Origin of the sequence: Metapseudomonas cellulosilytica, assembly GCF_049334135.1 — a bacterium.
In the GTDB taxonomy this organism is placed as follows: Bacteria; Pseudomonadota; Gammaproteobacteria; order Pseudomonadales; family Pseudomonadaceae; genus Metapseudomonas.
Genome location: NZ_JBHZGN010000001.1, coordinates 289,760 through 307,351, shown reverse-complemented (window position 1 = coordinate 307,351; position 17,592 = coordinate 289,760). Strand labels below are relative to the sequence as shown.

Below are 17,592 nucleotides of genomic sequence, written 5' to 3'. Positions count from 1 at the left end.
GACAATCCATTCCCCGCATGGCGTCGCGCGGTCAAATCCGTACAATGGGCAACGTTCAGAATGGGCTGGAACCTGTGATGGCACACTGCCTGGCGGTTTTTCACCCTCGACCGACTCTTGAGCGCGCCCGGTGCGCAGGAAAAGACGCGTTTTGAAGAATTCCACGACCAGAGCCCAGACACCGGTCTGGCGCCAGCAATTGCATTATCGCCTCAAGGAAGGTGCGTTGATCGCGCTGGGCGCCGTCTGCCTCTACTTGTGGATGGCGCTGCTCACTTACGACTCATCTGATCCGGGCTGGACCCACACCAGCAATGTCGAGCAGGTGCAGAACTCCGCCGGCAGACTGGGCGCCTGGTTCGCCGATATCCTGTTCATGGCCCTGGGCTATTTCGCCTACATCTTCCCGCTGCTGCTGGCGATCAAGACCCTGCAAGTCTTCCGTCATCGTCACGAGCCCATCGACTGGAGCGGCTGGCTGTTCTCCTGGCGCCTGATCGGCCTGGTGTTCCTGGTGCTGTCCGGCGCGGCCCTGGCCGATATTCACTTCCAGGACCATGCCGGCCTGCCCGCCTCGGCAGGCGGTGCCCTGGGCGAAAGCCTCAGCCACCTGACAGTCAACGCACTCAACGTGCAGGGCAGCACCTTGCTGTTCTTCGCACTCTTCCTCTTCGGTTTGACCGTGTTTACCGACTTGTCCTGGTTCAAGGTCATGGACCTGACCGGGAAGATCACCCTGGATCTCTTCGAACTCATCCAGAGCGCCATCAACCGTTGGTGGGCGGCGCGCTCGGAACGCAAGCAACTGGTGGCCAAGCTGCGCGAAGTGGATGACCGTGTCAGCGCGGTGGTGGCGCCTACGGTGCCGGATCGCCGTGAACAGGCCAAGGCCAAGGAGCGCCTGATCGAGCGCGAAGAGGCCCTGACCAAGCACATGACCGAGCGTGAGAAGCGTCCGGCCCCGGTCATCGCGACACCGCCGCCGCCCAAGCCGGCCGAGTCGAGCAAGCGCGTGCAGAAGGAAAAGCAGGCGCCGCTGTTCATCGACACTGCGGTCGAAGGCACCCTGCCGCCGATTTCCATTCTCGACGTGGCCGAGAAGAAGCAGAAGAGCTTTTCCCCGGAATCCCTGGAGGCCATGTCGCGCCTGCTGGAAATCAAGCTGAAGGAGTTCGGCGTCGAAGTGCTGGTGGAATCGGTGCATCCTGGCCCGGTGATCACCCGTTTCGAAATCCAGCCGGCCGCCGGCGTGAAAGTCAGCCGTATCTCCAACCTGGCCAAGGACCTGGCGCGTTCCCTGGCGGTGATCAGCGTACGCGTGGTGGAAGTCATCCCCGGCAAGACCACGGTCGGCATCGAGATCCCCAACGAGGACCGCCAGATCGTGCGCTTCTCCGAGGTCCTGTCTTCGTCCGAGTATGACGAGGCCAAGTCGCCTGTCGCCCTCGCCCTGGGCCATGACATCGGCGGCAAGCCGATCATCACCGACCTGGCCAAGATGCCGCACCTGCTGGTGGCCGGTACCACGGGTTCGGGTAAGTCGGTGGGCGTGAACGCCATGATCCTGTCGATCCTGTTCAAGTCCACGCCCGAGCAGGCGCGGATGATCATGATCGACCCGAAGATGCTGGAACTCTCCATCTACGAAGGCATTCCGCACCTGCTCTGCCCGGTGGTCACCGACATGAAGGAGGCGGCCAACGCCCTGCGCTGGAGCGTTGCCGAGATGGAGCGGCGCTACAAGCTGATGGCGGCCATGGGCGTGCGTAACCTGGCCGGCTTCAACCGTAAGGTGAAGGATGCCGAGGAGGCCGGCACCCCGCTGACCGATCCGCTTTACCGCCGCGAGAGCATGGAAGACCAGGCGCCTCTGCTGAAGGCCCTGCCGACCATCGTGGTCGTGGTCGACGAATTCGCCGACATGATGATGATCGTGGGCAAGAAGGTCGAAGAGCTGATCGCGCGTATCGCCCAGAAGGCCCGTGCCGCCGGCATCCACCTGATTCTCGCGACCCAGCGCCCGTCGGTGGACGTGATCACCGGCCTGATCAAGGCCAACATCCCGACCCGCATGGCGTTCCAGGTCTCCAGCAAGATCGATTCGCGTACCATCCTCGACCAGGGTGGCGCCGAGCAATTGCTGGGCCATGGCGACATGCTCTACCTGCCTCCCGGGACTGGTCTGCCGATCCGCGTCCACGGCGCCTTCGTCTCGGACGATGAAGTGCACCGAGTGGTGGAAGCCTGGAAGCTGCGCGGCGCCCCCGACTACATCGAGGACATCCTGGCCGGCGCGGAAGAGGGCGGCGGTGGCTTCTCCGGCGGTGGCGAGGGTGGTGAAGGTGGCGGTGAAGGCAGCGAAGACGATCCGCTCTATGACGAGGCCGTGCGCTTCGTCGTGGAAAGCCGACGCGCTTCGATCTCCTCCGTGCAGCGCAAGCTGAAGATCGGCTACAACCGTGCCGCGCGGATGATTGAGGCGATGGAAATGGCCGGGGTGGTGAGCCCCATGAACGGCAACGGCTCGCGCGAGGTGATCGCGCCGGCGCCGATGCGAGACTGATCCGAACGGATTCTTGAAGAGGATTTCCATGCGACTGATCCGCATGCTGATGGTGGCCGTGCTCGGCCTGGCTGCAATGCAGGTCCAGGCCGACGACAAGGTCGCCATCAACCGACTGACCGAAATGCTGAACAAGGCCCAGACCATTACCGGCCGATTCTCGCAGCTGACCCTGGACGGCTCCGGCACGCAATTGCAGGAGACTTCCGGCGAGCTGTCGCTGAAGCGCCCGGGACTGTTCCGCTGGCACACCGACGCGCCCATGGAGCAACTGCTGGTTTCCAATGGCGACAAGGTCTGGCTCTACGACCCGGACCTGCAGCAGGTGACCATCCAGACGCTGGACCAGCGCCTGACCCATACGCCGGCGCTGCTGCTGTCGGGCGATATCTCGAAGATCAGCGAGAACTTCGAGATCACCCACAAGGAAGGTGGCGACGTGGTGGACTTCATCCTCAAGCCAAAGGCCAAGGACACCCTGTTCGACACCTTGCGCCTGTCCTTCCGTAATGGCGTGATCAACGACATGCAACTGATCGACAGCGTTGGCCAGCGCACCAACATCCTCTTCCTCGGGGTCAAGATGAACCAGGCCATCGATGCCGCGCAGTTCAACTTCAAGATCCCGGAAGGCGCCGACGTCATTCAGGAATAAGCCGTAACCCCTATGGACCTGTTCCGCTCCGAACCCATCGCCCAGCCTCTGGCGGCACGTCTGCGCGCCGCCAGCCTGGATGAATACGTCGGCCAGGAGCACCTGCTGGCACCCGGCAAGCCACTGCGTGAAGCCCTGGAGCAGGGCGCATTGCACTCGATGATCTTCTGGGGCCCGCCCGGGGTGGGCAAGACCACCCTGGCCAAGCTGCTGGCCCAGGTCACCGATGCCCACTTCGAGACCATCTCCGCGGTACTGTCCGGGGTGAAGGAAATCCGTCAGTCGGTGGAAATGGCCAAGCAGCAGGCGGCCCAGTACGGCCGGCGCACCATCCTCTTCGTCGACGAAGTGCACCGTTTCAACAAGTCCCAACAGGATGCCTTCCTGCCTTACGTGGAAGACGGCACCCTGATCTTCATCGGTGCGACTACCGAGAACCCGTCCTTCGAACTCAACAATGCGCTGCTCTCCAGGGCCCGCGTCTATGTGCTGAAGAGCCTGGACGAGGCGGCCCTGCGCAAGCTGGTGGCCCGTGCGCTGAATGAGGACAAGGGCCTCGGCAAGCGTCGGCTGAGCCTGCCGGAGGAGAGCTTCGCCATCCTCATGGCCGCTGCCGATGGCGATGGCCGGCGTCTGCTCAACCTGTTGGAAAACGCCGCGGACCTGGCCGAGGACGGTGGCGAGATCGGCTCCGAGCTGCTGCAGAACCTGCTGGGCGACAGCCGCCGCCGCTTCGACAAGGGCGGCGAGGCCTTCTACGACCAGATTTCCGCGCTGCACAAGTCGGTGCGCGGTTCCGACCCGGACGCCGCGCTCTACTGGTATGCGCGCATGCTGGACGGCGGTTGCGATCCGCTCTACATCGCCCGCCGGGTGGTGCGCATGGCCAGCGAGGACATCGGCAATGCCGACCCGCGCGCCTTGAGCCTGTGCCTGTCGGCCTGGGACGTGCAGGAGCGCCTCGGCAGTCCGGAAGGCGAACTGGCAGTGGCTCAAGCCATCACCTACCTGGCCTGCGCACCGAAGAGCAATGCCGTCTATATGGCCTTCAAGGCGGCGATGGCCGACGCTGCCGCGAACGGCTCGCTGGAAGTACCGCTGCACCTGCGCAACGCGCCGACCAAGCTGATGAAGCAACTGGGCTATGGCGAGGAATACCGCTACGCCCATGACGAGCCGGATGCCTATGCCGCAGGGGAGGATTATTTCCCCGAGCAGCTCGAACCACGCCAGTACTACCAACCGGTGCCCCGTGGCCTGGAGCTGAAGATCCGCGACAAGCTGCAGCACCTGAAGAACCTGGACCGCAACAGCCCCTGGCAGCGGAGAAAACCGTGATCGGACTGATCCTGGCGGTCTCCGCCGGCGGTGTAGCCGGTACCCTGCTGCGCTTCGCCACTGGCAATCTGGTGGCTGCCTACTGGCCACGCCACTTCTACGCCGGTACCCTTGCGGTCAATATCGTTGGCTGCCTGCTGATCGGCTACCTGTATGGAATGTTCCTGCTGCGCCCTGAAGTGCCAGTGGAAATCCGCTCCGGACTCATGGTGGGCTTCCTGGGCGGGCTGACGACTTTTTCATCCTTTTCCCTCGACACGCTGCGCCTGCTGGAAAGCGGCCAGCTGCCACTGGCCCTGGGCTATGGGGCGCTGAGCGTGCTGGGCGGTCTGCTCGCCACCTGGGCCGGCCTGATACTGACGAAAATCTGAGAGACGAGAACCTGACATGCTCGATGCCAAACTGGTCCGCACCCAGACCCGGGAAATCGCGGAACGCCTCGCCACCCGTGGCTTTGAACTGGATGTAGCACGCCTGGAAGCGCTGGAGAACCAGCGCAAGTCCGTGCAGACCCGCACCGAACAGCTGCAGGCCGAGCGCAACTCCCGTTCCAAGGCCATCGGCCAGGCCAAGCAGCGTGGTGAAGATATCGCCCCTCTGCTGGCCGATGTGGATCGCATGGGCAGCGAACTGGAAGAGGGCAAGCGCGAGCTGGAAAGCATCCAGGCCGAGCTGGACAACCTGCTGCTGAACATCCCCAACCTGCCGCACGAATCCGTGCCGGTAGGCGAGGACGAAGATCACAACGTCGAAGTGCGCCGCTGGGGTACCCCGCGCAGCTTCGACTTCGAGATCAAGGACCATGTGGCCCTTGGCGAGCAGCATGGCTGGCTGGACTTCGAGACCGCGGCCAAGCTCTCCGGCGCCCGTTTCGCCCTGCTGCGCGGCCCCATCGCCCGCCTGCATCGCGCCCTGGCACAGTTCATGATCAACCTGCACGTCACCGACCACGGTTACGAAGAGGCCTACACGCCGTACCTGGTGCAGGCTCCGGCCCTGCAGGGCACCGGCCAGCTGCCGAAGTTCGAGGAAGACCTGTTCAAGATCTCCCGCGAGAACGAAGCCGACTTCTACCTGATCCCGACCGCCGAGGTATCCCTGACCAATATCGTGTCCGGCGAGATCCTCGAGGCCAAGCAACTGCCGCTGAAGTTCGTCGCCCACACACCGTGCTTCCGCAGTGAAGCCGGCGCTTCCGGCCGCGACACCCGCGGCATGATCCGCCAGCACCAGTTCGACAAGGTGGAAATGGTGCAGATCGTCGAGCCGGCGAAGTCCTTCGAGGCCCTGGAAAGCATGACCGGCAACGCCGAGCGCGTACTGCAGCTGTTGGAGCTGCCCTACCGGGTTCTGGCCCTGTGCACCGGCGATATGGGCTTTTCCGCCACCAAGACCTACGACCTGGAAGTCTGGGTGCCGAGCCAGGACAAGTATCGCGAGATTTCCTCCTGCTCCAACTGCGGCGACTTCCAGGCCCGCCGCATGCAGGCGCGCTATCGCAACCCGGAAACTGGCAAGCCCGAGCTGGTACACACCCTGAACGGCTCCGGCCTGGCGGTGGGTCGCACCCTGGTAGCGGTGCTGGAGAACTACCAGCAGGCTGATGGCAGCATCCGCGTGCCCGAAGTGCTCAAGCCCTACATGGGCGGCATCGAAGTCATCGGCTGATCGCCGTTCCCCTGCCCGGGCAGGAGCACGGAAAGCCTCACCGCCCGCGTCGCAGCCCACCTGCACGCGGGCGGTGACCGTTCGAGCTTTACCTCCAATCGATACTGCAAGAAGGCGCTGCTATGGATTTCCTCCCGCTGTTCCACAATCTTCAAGGGCGCCAGGTGCTCGTGGTCGGTGGGGGTGAAGTGGCCCTGCGCAAGGCACGCCTGCTGGCTGACGCCGGTGCGCGGCTGCGGGTGGTGGCGCCGGAGATCGAGGCGCAGTTGCTGGAGATGGTCGAGGACAGCGGTGGCGAGTCCCGGCAGCGCGGATATCAGCAAGCGGATGTGGATGCCTGTGTGTTGGTGATTGCCGCCAGCGATGACCAGGTCCTCAATGCCGAGGTTTCGGCCCAGGCCCAGGCGCGCGGCATTCCGGTCAACGTGGTGGATGCGCCGAAGCTCTGCAGCGTGATCTTCCCCGCGATAGTCGACCGCTCGCCGCTGATCGTGGCCGTTTCCAGCGCGGGTGATGCGCCGGTGCTGGCGCGCCTGATCCGCGCCAGGATCGAAACCTGGATTCCCGCCGCCTACGGCCAACTGGCCGGCCTGGCTAAGAAGTTTCGCGACCAGGTGAAGGCATTATTCCCCGACGTACAGCAGCGTCGGGTGTTCTGGGAGGAGGTCTTCCAGGGGCCGGTGGCCGAGCGCATGCTGGCCGGGCAGGGCGCCGAGGCCGAACGCTTGCTGGCCGAGCGGGTAGCCGGCGGTGCTCCGCGAGCATTGGGCGAGGTTTATCTGGTGGGCGCCGGGCCGGGCGATCCCGACCTGCTGACCTTCCGCGCCCTGCGCCTGATGCAGCAGGCCGATGTGGTGCTCTATGACCGCCTGGTGGCGTCGTCGATCATCGAAATGTGTCGGCGTGACGCCGAGCGCATCTACGTCGGCAAGCGCCGAGCCGATCATGCGGTTCCCCAGGATGAGATCAATCGCCTGCTCATCGAGCTGGCCAAGCAGGGCAAGCGTGTGTTGCGCCTGAAGGGCGGCGATCCCTTCATCTTCGGCCGTGGCGGCGAGGAGATCGAAGAGCTGGCCGCCAATGGCATTCCGTTCCAGGTGGTGCCCGGCATCACCGCCGCCTCGGGTTGTGCCGCCTATGCCGGCATCCCGCTTACCCACCGCGACTATGCGCAGTCGGTGCGCTTCGTGACCGGCCACCTCAAGGACGGCAGCTGCGACCTGCCCTGGGGTGACCTCACTGCACCGGGCCAGACACTGGTGTTCTACATGGGCCTGGTGGGCCTGCCAGTGATCTGCGAGCAACTGATCAAGCACGGCCGCGCTGCCGAAACCCCGGCGGCCCTGGTCCAGCAAGGCACTACCAGCCACCAGCGGGTGTTCACCGGAACCCTGGCCGATCTGCCGCAACTGGTAGCCGAGCACGAGGTTCATGCGCCGACCCTGGTGATAGTCGGCGAAGTGGTGACCCTGCGCGACAAGCTGGCCTGGTTCGAGGGCGATCAGGCCGGAGTCTGATCCTGCCGCGCCACCGCTGCACCCTTCAGGTGCCCACGACCGTGGGGGCGGCTGAAGTCCTGCACCGGGCCCAGCGGCACGACCCCCGTCGGGTTGATGGTTCGGTGACTGGCGTAGTAGTGGTGCTTGATGTGGGTGAAGTCCACCGTCTCCGCTACACCTGGCCACTGGTACAGCTCGCGCAGCCAGCCTGAAAGGTTGGGATAGTCCGCCAGGCGTTGCCGGTTGCACTTGAAGTGGCCGTGGTACACGGCATCGAAACGGATCAGGGTGGTGAACAGGCGCCAGTCCGCTTCGGTGATGCGCTCGCCGGTCAGGTAGCGCCGGGTTTCCAGCAGGGCGTCGAGGCGATCGAGTTCATCGAACAGCACGTGGAAGGCTTCTTCGTAGGCTTCCTGGGTGGTGGCGAAACCGGCACGGTAGACGCCGTTGTTGATCGCCGGGTAGATGCGCTCGTTGAGCGCGTCGATCTCCGCCCGCAGGGGTTCCGGATAGAAGTCCAGGTGATTGTCGGTGAGGTGGTCGAAGGCGCTGTTGAACATCCGGATGATCTCGGAGGATTCATTGCTGACGATTTGTCCGGTCTTCCGGTCCCAGAGCAGCGGTACCGTCACCCGGCCGCTGTAGTCCGGAGTGTCCCGGGTGTAGCGCTGGTGCAGGTAGTCGAGCCCGTCCAGCTTGTCGCCAGTGGAGCCGTATTGCGGGTCGAAGGTCCAGCCCTGTTCCAGCATCAGCCAGCTCACCACCGAGACGTCGATCAGGGACTCCAGGCCCTTGAGCTTGCGGAAGATCAGGGTGCGGTGTGCCCAGGGGCAGGCCAGGGATACATAGAGATGATACCGGCCGGCTTCGGCGGGGAAGCCGCCCAGACCCGATGGTCCGGGCGCGCCGTCGACGGTGATCCAGTTGCGACGCCGCGCGCTTTCGCGCTGGAAGCGCCCGTCCTTGGCCGTGTCGTACCACTTGTCATGCCACTTGCCATCGATCAGCAGGCCCATGATTGGTCTCCGAGGTTGAGTTCGGTGTCCAGTCTATCGAGAGCTGATCGATGGAAAAGCGCAAATTGATGGACTCAAGTATCGATCAGTTCGATATCTTTCGGTTCGCCCAGATGCGCTGTGCTTCCGCGAACGCCTGATCGCGGTCCATGCCGAGTCCGCGCAAGGCCAGGGCCATTGTCGCGCTGACGGCCAACTGGCCATAGGCGTCCTCGGCCTCGCCCCGCCAGACCTCAACCAGATGGTGGGCATCCAGGCTTTCCGGCTTCAAATGGCGAAGTGCGGACAGCGCCGGCCATTCCTCGTCCCAGGCCTGGCCGGCGGTGGTGCCATAGAGGTGGCAGATGGCATCGGGGTTGACTTCGATCTCGCCACCTTCGCCCTTGATCACGATGGCGTGGTCGCCGAGCAACTGGCTGGCCTGCCGGTGTTCCGCCTGATAGCCGGGATGGAAGATGCTCTGCAGGCCGCAGCGGGCGCCGAGCGGGTTGAGGATGCGCGCCAGGGAATGGATGGGGGAACGCAGGCCGAGTGTGTTGCGCAGGTCGATCATCCGCTGCAGCTGCGGTGCCCAGGCGCCCAGGGGGATGAAAGCCAATTGGCGCTCGTCGAGAGCCATGGCGACCTGGTCCCAGTCCTGACAAAGTGGAATGTCCAACAGCTCCAGCAGTTGTTCGCTATACAGGCGACCGGCCGTGTGAGCGCCACCCCCGTGCATGAGGATGCGCAGGCCGCTGTCGGCCAGGGCCTTGGCCGCCAGCAGGTACCAGGGCAGGTGGCGCTTCTTGCCGGCGTAGCTCGGCCAGTCCAGGTCCACCGCGATCTTCGGCGCCAGGTTGCGCTGACGGAAGGCGTCGGTGAAGCCGGCCAGCTCCTCGGCATTCTCTTCCTTGTGCCGTAGCAGCATGAGGAAGGCGCCCAACTGGGTGTCTTCCACCTCGCCATCGAGGAGCATGCCCATGGCTTCGCGGGCTTCCTCGCGCGTCATATTGCGTGCGCCGCGTTTGCCCTTGCCGAGGATGCGGACGAATTGTGCGAAGGGATGTTCCGCTGGAGTGATGAGATTCATAGGCAATTTGTCGGTTTCGGCAGACCGGCGAGCTTGGCGGCAAGCTTGGCCGGTGCGCCCTTGAACAGGCGGTTGAGGTGCAGGCTGTTGCCCTTGTCCGGGCCGAGCTTCTGCGCCACGTACTTGACCAGCGGCCGGTTGGCCGGCGACAGCTGGAATTCGGCATAGAAGCCGCGCAGCAGTTCGAGGATCTCCCAGTGGTCCGGCTGCAGTTCGAGTTCTTCACGGGCGGCCAGGGCGTCGGCCACGGCCGGGCTCCAATCGCTCAGATGCTGCAGGTAGCCATCCTTGTCCAGGGGGATGGCGCGGCCGTCGATCAGCAGTTCGCTCATAGCCAGCTGTTCACCTTGTCGAAGTGGCAGCAGCGCTCGACGAAGGCCGGATAGTCCAGCGTCTTCACGCGCGGCGGCAGGTCAGCGAGGGCGCGGGCTTCGAGGTCTTCCGCCAAGGCGTAGAGGGCGATGTGGTCGGGCATCAGTTCCAGGGCCTTGCGCGCGACACTGCCGGGCTGCAAGGCATATACGGCATCGCCGCTGAGGAGAAGGCCGTCAGCATTGCCCAACAGGCGCAGGCAGCTGGCGAGGCGGCTGTCGGCGAACGGGGAGTGAGAAAGGATGTGCAGGGTGGCCATCAGAGGGTGAGCACCTGGTCGTAACGGTCGATAAGGGCGGTCAAGGCGCTGTCTTCGAGGACCTCCACCGCGAGGTTCAGGGTGCTGGCGTCCAGTCCCCGTTCCTGCAGGCTGCGCGCGGAGACGTAGAGCGACTCCACGCCGAACAGGGGCAGGGCCTGGAGGTTGGCGGTCAGGTCCTTCTGCTGGAGTGCCTTCGGCTGCTGGTTGACTGCCAGCTGGAACACCCCGTCATCGAGAAACAGCAGGCCCAGCGGCAGATCGAAGGCGCCGCCGGCCAGGGCGATATCCAGTGCCTCGCGGGCGCCAGGGCCGCTCCAGGGGGCCTGGCGACTGATGATCAACATGGATTTCATCTCAGTTGCCTCCGAAGGTGACCAGGCGATCGGCCATCTGCGCCGCTTCATGCAGCTGCCCCAGGCCGGACAGCTCCCAGCCTTCGGCGAGGTTGGCCGCAGGCCGCTGGTAGCGCTGCGCCTCTTCGCCGTTCAGCACACCGCGGCGTAGCGCCGCCGCGATGCAGACGACGCCATCCAGCCGATGCTGGCGCACGAATGCGCTCCATTCGGCAGAGAGGTCCGGTTCATCCTGGGGGGCCACGACATTGGCGGACGCGCTATGCACGCCGTCCTGATAGAAGAACAGGCGGACGATCTCATGGCCGCCGGCCAGGCAGGCCTCGGCGAAACGCAGCGCGCGCCGGGAGGAGGGCGCATGGGGCGGGGCGAACAGGGCGATGGCGAATTTCATGGTCGCTCAGGCAAATGGAAAACAGCTGGAATGATAAGGCCAGACAGGTTCGTTTGTCCGTGCGAGCAGAAAAAAGCCCGCCGAAGCGGGCTAGTCCGAGTAGGCGGATGGCAGTCAATCGTCGCTGCTGAATACGCCAACCAGTTGCAGCAGGCTGATGAACAGGTTGTAGATGGACACGTAGAGGCTGATGGTGGCCATGATGTAGTTGCGTTCGCCGCCATGGATGATGGCGCTGGTCTGGAAGAGGATGCAGACCGAGGAGAACAACACGAAACCGGCGCTGATCGCCAGCTGCAGGCCGCTGATGTTGAAGAAGAGGCTTGCCAGCGTGGCACCTATCAGTACGAAGAAGCCCGCGGTGATGAAGCCGCCGAGGAAGCTCATGTCCTTGCGGGTGGTCAGCACATAGGCGGAAAGGCCGCAGAACACCAGGGCGGTCATGGCGAACGCCGAGCTGACCACCTCGCCACCGTTGGGCATGCCGAGGTACATGTTGAGGATCGGGCCGAGGGTGTAGCCCATGAAACCGGTGAGGGCGAAGGTGGATACCAGGCCCCATGCCGAATCACGCAGTTTCACGGTGAGGAAGAACAGCCCGTAGAAGCCGATCAGGACCACAAAGATGCTGGGGTAGGGCACGCGCATTTGCTGGGCGACGTAGGCGACCAGACCGCTGAACGCGAGGGTCAGGGCCAGTAGCCCGTAGGTGTTGCGCAGGACGCGGCTGACTTCCAGCTGCTCCGCCTGCGCGTGGTTGAGGGCATAGTTCTGTTCGTTCATCGCGACGCTCCCGAAATGGATTCCGTGACCTTGGTCAGTTCCGGATATTAACAGAGGGCCGCAACACGCCAATTGCAAGAGTTTGACAGCGTGTTGCGTTCCGGTACTATGGCGCCCCGCGCAAGCGGAGGTGTGGCCGAGTGGTTTAAGGCAGCGGTCTTGAAAACCGCCGAAGGGGAGACTCTTCCGTGAGTTCGAATCTCACCGCCTCCGCCATCTTTATAGCTGAAAGCCCCGGTATCCGGGGCTTTTGCGTTTCTGGGGTGTTCCCAACCTGTTCCCAGGGACGACCAATCGTTTCCGCAACTTTTCAGATCGTTTCCGCAACTCCACGTTAGCGGGTCGGATCGACGACCTCACCGACACGGCGATACACGGTCTCGGTAATCCGCTTGTCGGTGTGCCCCAGGAGCTTCGAGGCGCGGCCCAGCAGTTGGCGGTAGCTCGACGTGCCAGCAGTTCCTGATGAAAGGAGGCAGGCAGAATGCCTGCCAGACACCAAAGGTCAATTTCAGTGGGCGATGCACACCGACTTCAGCTCGGTATAGGCCTCGATCACTGCGCGGCCGAACTCGCGGCCCATGCCGGACTGCTTGACGCCGCCGAAGGGCATGTTCGGGTCCAGCAGCACGTGGGCGTTGACCCAGACGGTGCCGGCCTCGATGCGCGGCACCAGGTTCATCGCCTTGGACAGGTCGTTGGTCCAGAGGCTGGCGGCCAGGCCGTAGGGGCTGTCGTTGGCCAGTTCGATCATGGCGTCTTCGTCGGTGAAGGGGATCACCGAGAGCACCGGGCCGAACACCTCTTCGCGGGCCACGGTCATGTCATGGTTCACGTCCGCCAGCACCGTGGGCTGGACGAAGAAGCCGTCGCCTTCCAGGCGCTCGCCACCGGCCACCACGCGGGCGCCTTCCTGGCGGGCCAGGTCGATGTGCTTGAGCACGTTCTGTTGTTGCTTGCGCGACACCAGCGGGTTGATCGCTGCTTCCTGATCCATGCCGGCACCGATGGACAGACCCTTCACCGCAGCGGCCAGGCCCTGGACGAACGCTTCGTAGAGGGACTGGTGCACATAGAAGCGCGAGGCCGCGGCGCAGACCTGGCCCTGGTTCAACAGGCCACCCAGCAGCGCGCCCTGGATGGCCTTCTCCACGTCGGCGTCTGCCAGCAGGATCATCGGGTTCTTGCCGCCCAGCTCCAGGGCGAAGCGGGTCATGTTCTCCATGCAGGCCACGCCGACGCTCTTGCCCACGGCGGTGGAGCCGGTGAAGGACACCTTGCTGACCAGCGGGTGCGACGCCAGGGCATTGCCCACGGTGCTGCCGCCGCCGGTGATGACGTTGAACACGCCGGCCGGGATGCCCGCCTCGAAGGCCAGTTCGGCCAGGCGCAGGGCAGTCAGCGGGGTTTCGCTGGCCGGTTTGATGACCACGGTGCAGCCGCAGGCGAGCGCCGGCATCAGCTTCCAGGTGGTGATCATCAGCGGGAAGTTCCACGGCACGATGCCGGCCACCACGCCCACCGGCTCACGGCGGGCGAAGGCGGTGAAACGCGAGCCCGGCGGGATCGGGATGGACACGTCCAGGGTCGTGCCTTCGATCTTGGTGGCCCAGCCGGCCATGTAGCGCATGAACTCGACCGTGGCGCCGACATCCAGCATGCGCGAGATGTTGATGGACTTGCCCTGGCTCAGGGTTTCCAGCTGGGCCAGTTCCTCGCCGTGCTCTTCCACCAGGGCGGTGAAGCGCAGCAGGATGCGCTCGCGGTCGGCCGGGCGCAGGCCGGACCAGACTTTTGACTCGAATGCTTGGAAGGCGGACTGCACGGCCTGGTCGACGTAGTCGAGCGATATATCCGGCACCGTGGCGATGGTCTCGCCCGTAGCCGGGTTCAAGACCTGAGTGGTCGGGCCTTCCGGCAGCACCCACTGGCCATCGATGAAGCAGCCATGGCGGCGCTCCAGGAATGCCGCCACCTGGGGCAGGATTTCAACTTTGCTCATGTTCGATCCTCATGGTGTTGAACGGACGTTGCCTCGATTTTGGGCAAGGCGACGCCATCGGCAGAAGTGCCGGGTTGTCTGGAAAGTGGGGAATCAGAAAATCTTGACCAGGCGCAAGCTGACGCGGAAGTCTTCCTTCGGGCCGTTGCGAACCTCCAGGTCCTGGCCCACCTGGCCCATCAACTGCACGGTTGGAGCGACCATGTGTGCAACCGACAGCAGGTAGCGTTTGGTGTTGAGCGAGTCGTCGAGGTCGACTCCGTTCAAGCGATTCTCGCCGCCTGTCGTGTGGAAGTAGCTCGCACCGACGAAGCTGCCTGGCGAGAAGTCGTAGCGAAGGTGGGTTTGCAGCTCGAAGATGTGGGACTGCTTGCGGGTCATCCCGGCGAAGTCATCGTTCTCGCCGAAGAAATCCCACTCCGCCGTGACCTCGCCTGAGAGATTCCCGAACAGCGACTGCGTGTAAGACGTGTGGAGAACGCCCTTCCAGCGGTTCTCACCGATGTTGACCGGGCCATCGTCAGCGTCGTAGTTGCCGAGGGGAGGGGCGAACCAGGTGCCGAATGACAGGTAGCGTTTGCGTGCAGGATCATTGATGAGCCAGAACGCGCTGCCGATGAGGGGATCGCCCACACCACTGGCGCTTGTGTCCGCAGCGCCTTTCATTCGCAGGCTGCCGAACGGGACTATGACCTGCGGTGCAGCCAGGAGCGGTCCGAGTTCGACGTAATGCACGGCGCGAAATGCCGCGAAGTCGTTGTCCAGCCCGAACCCTTGCGTGTCTTGCTTGTGGCCGTTCAGGTAAACGTCGTTGCGTTCGGCATGGTTGTAGTAGAGGACGGCCAGATTGGTGCCGGCGGGAAAGGCGACGTAATCACCGGGGTCGGTGGCGATGACACCTGCGCTGGCACTGGCACCGTACAGGGCACTCAGCAGCAGGAGGGTGCGAATCAGGCGTGTTACCCGATTTGAAGGCGGAGTTGGGGCGTGGGCGTTGCTGGATTTCATTGTTGCGACTCACTTTCTTGGATTTGTTTTGAGTGGCGACGTCAATGACTGCTGGTGGCGCGTGCTACGGGTGGAACACCGTGGAAAGGGAGTCGTAGCCGTCCTGCTTCATCAGCTCGTGAAGCTGGCGGCGGCGCACCCCCATGTTCCCGCCGTCGAACAGCGGAAAGGCGAGAGCATCCTGGAGTAGTGAGGCGAGGGGCGAAGTGGCGTGGTCGTAGCTGTCGATGCCGACGACGCGCATCAACTCGGTGATAACCCGCACGGCGGTCTCCGAGCCGAATACCTTGGCGTGCAAGGCGAGTTCCAGGGCCTCGGGGGCTTGCTGGTCGAGTGCGAAGCAGGCCCGATAGCTGAGGCTGCGCACGGCTTCGATGGAAGCCTTGGCATCGGCGAGCGCGTAGCCCACAGCTTGATGTTCGATGACGGGAACAGGGCCTCCCCGTCGTTGGGTCCTGGCGAAGTGCAAGGTGAAGTCGAACGCCGCGCGCAGGACGCCAAGCGACATGACACCGACCAGGGCCGCGGTAGCCGAGAAGCTGGCGTCCACCACCTGTAGTCCCCGACCGACTCCGCCGACGACGTTGCCTTCGGGAACCCGCACCTGGTCCAGGGAAAAATTGGAGGTCAGGTGGCCCCGGTGCCCGGGGGATTCGTGATAGCGATTTACCCGGAAACCTGCGGCAGGCCCTGGTACGAGGAGAACGGAAACGCCGTTCTGCGGCGCTACCCCGGTATCAGTGCGGCACACGACGCAAAGCAGGTCAGCACCTTTGCCGTCCCACCCCGAAGCGCCAGAGATCCATTGCTTGGCACCGTCGATAACCCACTGCTGGCCGTCCAGACGAGCACGGGTGCGAACGCCGCCGCCCACTGTGTTGGAGTGGTAGTTCGCGCTGCCGCCCGGCTCACTGGATGCAAGCGCGGCCAGCGGTACGCCACGGCATTCGAGAAAGGGAGCGACGAAGATCTTTCGCTGTTCCGGGGTGCCGGCAAGGAAGATCGGCATCAGGCCTAGCAGGTTGGCAAAAGCCGTTAGCGGGACATTGGCATCCTCGGCATAGAACTCTTCGGCGACTATGGCCATGTCGACCATGCCGCCTCCCTCTCCACCGAAGGGCTGCGGGATCAGCCGGCGAAGGAAACCCTCCCGGACCAATTCCTCATAGAACGGGCGGGTTGCCAGGAAGCGGCTTTCCGGGGTGGGCAGGTAGTGGATGGCTTCCCTGACCTGGCTCAGGGTTTCCCGGGCGAACTGGCGCGCGGCGGCTTTTAGCTCGGCCTGGGCATCTGTCAGGGTGAAATCGATCGACATGAGACGACTCTCCGAAAGGGCACTGGAACCGGGAAAAGCCGCGGGATATGCGGCTTTCCGTCGATCCGGATGCTACGGAAGGTCGGGAGCGGACTCTTCGCCGTGGAGGAACGGCTTTATTGACTGTCAGCGCAGTGCGGGACCGGGCTGCTTTGCGTGCAGGGCGCGAAAGTCCCGGGCAGTCAGTTGGAAGCGGTTGCGGAAGGTGCGGCTGAAATGGGCAGAGTTTTCGAAGCCCCAGGAATAGGCCAGGTAACTGATGGAGTATGCATCGGCGGGGAGACTGGCGAGGTCGCGCGCGCAGCCGTCCAGGCGCATTTCCTGGATATGTCGGCCAACGGTTGCTCCGGTTCCCTGGAATAGTTGATGGAGGTAACGAACCGAGATGCCCAGCGCCCTGGCAATGGTTTCGGGGCAAAGCTCGGGCTGCCGGATATGTTCGGTGATATAGGCATAGGCCCGATTGAGGTGGTAAGTCTGCAGATTGCTCGCGGCGATGGGGGCCCGGTCGCTCAACTCGCTCAGGGCACCACCGAGCAGGTCAAGGGTGCTACCGGCCATGAAACGGAAAGTCGAGGGCTGGATTGCGTGCCGCTCATCGAGTAGTGATCGCAGATGCCCCGTCAGCAATCGACCGACCCCGCGCCCTCCATCCACCCGCAGGGCCGTGCATTTTTCGGCGCCTTTCACATAGCGCTGGAACAAGTCCCGGGGCAGGCGCACGACCAACTGCTGCAAGTCGCCGTTGAACTCCCAGCGAAACGGCTCCGTGCAATCGTAAAGTGCTCCGTCGCCGGGCTGGAGAACCACGCTGCGGTCGCTCTGGATCAGGCGCCCTTCGCCGCGCAATTGCAGGCTGTAGAGAAAGGCATCGTCCGTACCCTGACGGATGTGCGCTTGGTCGTGTGCGCATTGGCAGCTGACCGAAGTCACGCGGCTGAGATACAGCTCTCCGAACATCCGCTCGATCAGCGTCGCCTTGAGTCTGTGCTCCGGCTGCAAGGTGATGCGCAGCGGCGCACAACTGCGTTCGACGGCCGCTTCCCAGGCATCGACCTCGTCGAAAAAGAACTCATCGATGGCGGAGGAGGGCCGCTGGCTTGAACTGGCCGGGAGTACTTCGCTCATCTGCGTATTTCCTCACACCGTATCTCGACTATTGGGGATCTCCGCTGCTCCCAACTGGGAGGCGTTCGGTCGCTCTTCGCGCCCGGCGAAGGCAGTTTCCACCCGGGCGACAGAGGCTTGTCAATGCTGTGCACGGAGAGTCAAGCAAGTCCTTCACTGTCAGCAAA

The 17,592-nt window shown here is 63.9% G+C and carries 17 protein-coding genes, 1 tRNA gene and 1 pseudogene; 7 read left to right on the top strand and 12 right to left on the bottom strand.

Annotated elements, in window-relative coordinates:
• The first annotated feature begins 130 nt into the window (after positions 1 to 130).
• The 6 genes from ftsK to cysG all read left to right on the top strand — a co-directional run bounded on the left by ftsK (position 131) and on the right by cysG (position 7,741).
• Positions 131 to 2,563, top strand: a complete 2,433-nt coding sequence (gene ftsK, locus ACFW0H_RS01530; RefSeq protein ID WP_422912127.1) for a DNA translocase FtsK — start codon at positions 131 to 133, stop codon at positions 2,561 to 2,563.
• Between the two features lie 28 nt (positions 2,564 to 2,591).
• On the top strand, positions 2,592 to 3,218 hold the full coding sequence (gene lolA, locus ACFW0H_RS01525) for an outer membrane lipoprotein chaperone LolA (protein ID WP_422912126.1): 627 nt from the start codon (positions 2,592 to 2,594) through the stop codon (positions 3,216 to 3,218).
• Between the two features lie 12 nt (positions 3,219 to 3,230).
• Positions 3,231 to 4,556 (top strand): replication-associated recombination protein A, encoded by a 1,326-nt coding sequence (locus tag ACFW0H_RS01520; RefSeq protein WP_422912125.1) that lies wholly within the window; start codon positions 3,231 to 3,233, stop codon positions 4,554 to 4,556.
• Positions 4,553 to 4,927 (top strand): fluoride efflux transporter CrcB, encoded by a 375-nt coding sequence (gene crcB, locus ACFW0H_RS01515; protein ID WP_422912124.1) that lies wholly within the window; start codon positions 4,553 to 4,555, stop codon positions 4,925 to 4,927. Before ACFW0H_RS01520 ends, crcB begins: the two co-directional genes overlap by 4 nt.
• A 16-nt stretch (positions 4,928 to 4,943) precedes the next feature.
• Positions 4,944 to 6,224, top strand: coding sequence for a serine--tRNA ligase (gene serS / locus ACFW0H_RS01510; RefSeq protein WP_422912123.1), 1,281 nt, complete (start codon positions 4,944 to 4,946; stop codon positions 6,222 to 6,224).
• Positions 6,225 to 6,346: 122 nt separating this feature from the next.
• Positions 6,347 to 7,741 (top strand): siroheme synthase CysG, encoded by a 1,395-nt coding sequence (gene cysG / locus ACFW0H_RS01505; RefSeq protein ID WP_422912122.1) that lies wholly within the window; start codon positions 6,347 to 6,349, stop codon positions 7,739 to 7,741.
• Here the strand turns inward: cysG and ACFW0H_RS01500 are convergent.
• From ACFW0H_RS01500 to ACFW0H_RS01470, 7 genes are all read right to left on the bottom strand, one after another.
• Positions 7,726 to 8,739 (bottom strand): glutathione S-transferase family protein, encoded by a 1,014-nt coding sequence (locus tag ACFW0H_RS01500; RefSeq protein ID WP_422912121.1) that lies wholly within the window; start codon positions 8,737 to 8,739, stop codon positions 7,726 to 7,728. The two genes, cysG and ACFW0H_RS01500, sit on opposite strands and share 16 nt — an antisense overlap.
• 85 nt (positions 8,740 to 8,824) lie before the next feature.
• On the bottom strand, positions 8,825 to 9,808 hold the full coding sequence (locus ACFW0H_RS01495; protein WP_422912120.1) for a glycosyl transferase family protein: 984 nt from the start codon (positions 9,806 to 9,808) through the stop codon (positions 8,825 to 8,827).
• Positions 9,805 to 10,140 carry a TusE/DsrC/DsvC family sulfur relay protein gene (locus ACFW0H_RS01490; protein ID WP_422912119.1) on the bottom strand — a complete coding sequence of 112 codons (336 nt, stop codon included), beginning with the start codon at positions 10,138 to 10,140 and terminating at the stop codon, positions 9,805 to 9,807. The genes ACFW0H_RS01495 and ACFW0H_RS01490 overlap by 4 nt, the downstream gene beginning before the upstream one ends.
• Complete coding sequence (tusB, locus tag ACFW0H_RS01485; protein ID WP_422912118.1) at positions 10,137 to 10,439, bottom strand: sulfurtransferase complex subunit TusB; 303 nt, start codon at positions 10,437 to 10,439, stop codon at positions 10,137 to 10,139. The genes ACFW0H_RS01490 and tusB overlap by 4 nt, the downstream gene beginning before the upstream one ends.
• Positions 10,439 to 10,795 (bottom strand): sulfurtransferase complex subunit TusC, encoded by a 357-nt coding sequence (tusC, locus tag ACFW0H_RS01480; protein WP_422912117.1) that lies wholly within the window; start codon positions 10,793 to 10,795, stop codon positions 10,439 to 10,441. Before tusC ends, tusB begins: the two co-directional genes overlap by 1 nt.
• Before the next feature lies 1 nt (position 10,796).
• A complete protein-coding gene (gene tusD, locus ACFW0H_RS01475) occupies positions 10,797 to 11,189 on the bottom strand; it encodes a sulfurtransferase complex subunit TusD (RefSeq protein ID WP_422912116.1) in 393 nt (130 codons plus the stop codon).
• Between the two features lie 114 nt (positions 11,190 to 11,303).
• A complete protein-coding gene (locus ACFW0H_RS01470; protein WP_422912115.1) occupies positions 11,304 to 11,972 on the bottom strand; it encodes a Bax inhibitor-1/YccA family protein in 669 nt (222 codons plus the stop codon).
• 126 nt (positions 11,973 to 12,098) lie between these two features.
• On the opposite strand from ACFW0H_RS01470, the gene ACFW0H_RS01465 reads away from it, so the two are divergent.
• A tRNA-Ser gene (locus tag ACFW0H_RS01465) sits at positions 12,099 to 12,188 on the top strand.
• A 118-nt stretch (positions 12,189 to 12,306) separates the two neighbouring features.
• Here ACFW0H_RS01465 and ACFW0H_RS01460 read toward each other — a convergent pair.
• The 5 genes and pseudogenes from ACFW0H_RS01460 to ACFW0H_RS01440 form a co-directional block, all read right to left on the bottom strand.
• Positions 12,307 to 12,402: pseudogene (locus ACFW0H_RS01460) on the bottom strand (tyrosine-type recombinase/integrase); the annotation flags it as partial.
• Between the two features lie 81 nt (positions 12,403 to 12,483).
• Complete coding sequence (locus tag ACFW0H_RS01455; RefSeq protein ID WP_422912114.1) at positions 12,484 to 13,974, bottom strand: aldehyde dehydrogenase family protein; 1,491 nt, start codon at positions 13,972 to 13,974, stop codon at positions 12,484 to 12,486.
• Between the two features lie 93 nt (positions 13,975 to 14,067).
• Positions 14,068 to 14,982, bottom strand: coding sequence for a transporter (locus ACFW0H_RS01450; RefSeq protein WP_422912113.1), 915 nt, complete (start codon positions 14,980 to 14,982; stop codon positions 14,068 to 14,070).
• A gap of 64 nt (positions 14,983 to 15,046) precedes the next feature.
• On the bottom strand, positions 15,047 to 16,297 hold the full coding sequence (locus ACFW0H_RS01445) for an acyl-CoA dehydrogenase family protein (protein WP_422912112.1): 1,251 nt from the start codon (positions 16,295 to 16,297) through the stop codon (positions 15,047 to 15,049).
• Positions 16,298 to 16,423: 126 nt separating this feature from the next.
• On the bottom strand, positions 16,424 to 17,425 hold the full coding sequence (locus ACFW0H_RS01440) for an AraC-like ligand-binding domain-containing protein (protein WP_422912111.1): 1,002 nt from the start codon (positions 17,423 to 17,425) through the stop codon (positions 16,424 to 16,426).
• Between the last annotated feature and the right edge of the window lie 167 nt (positions 17,426 to 17,592).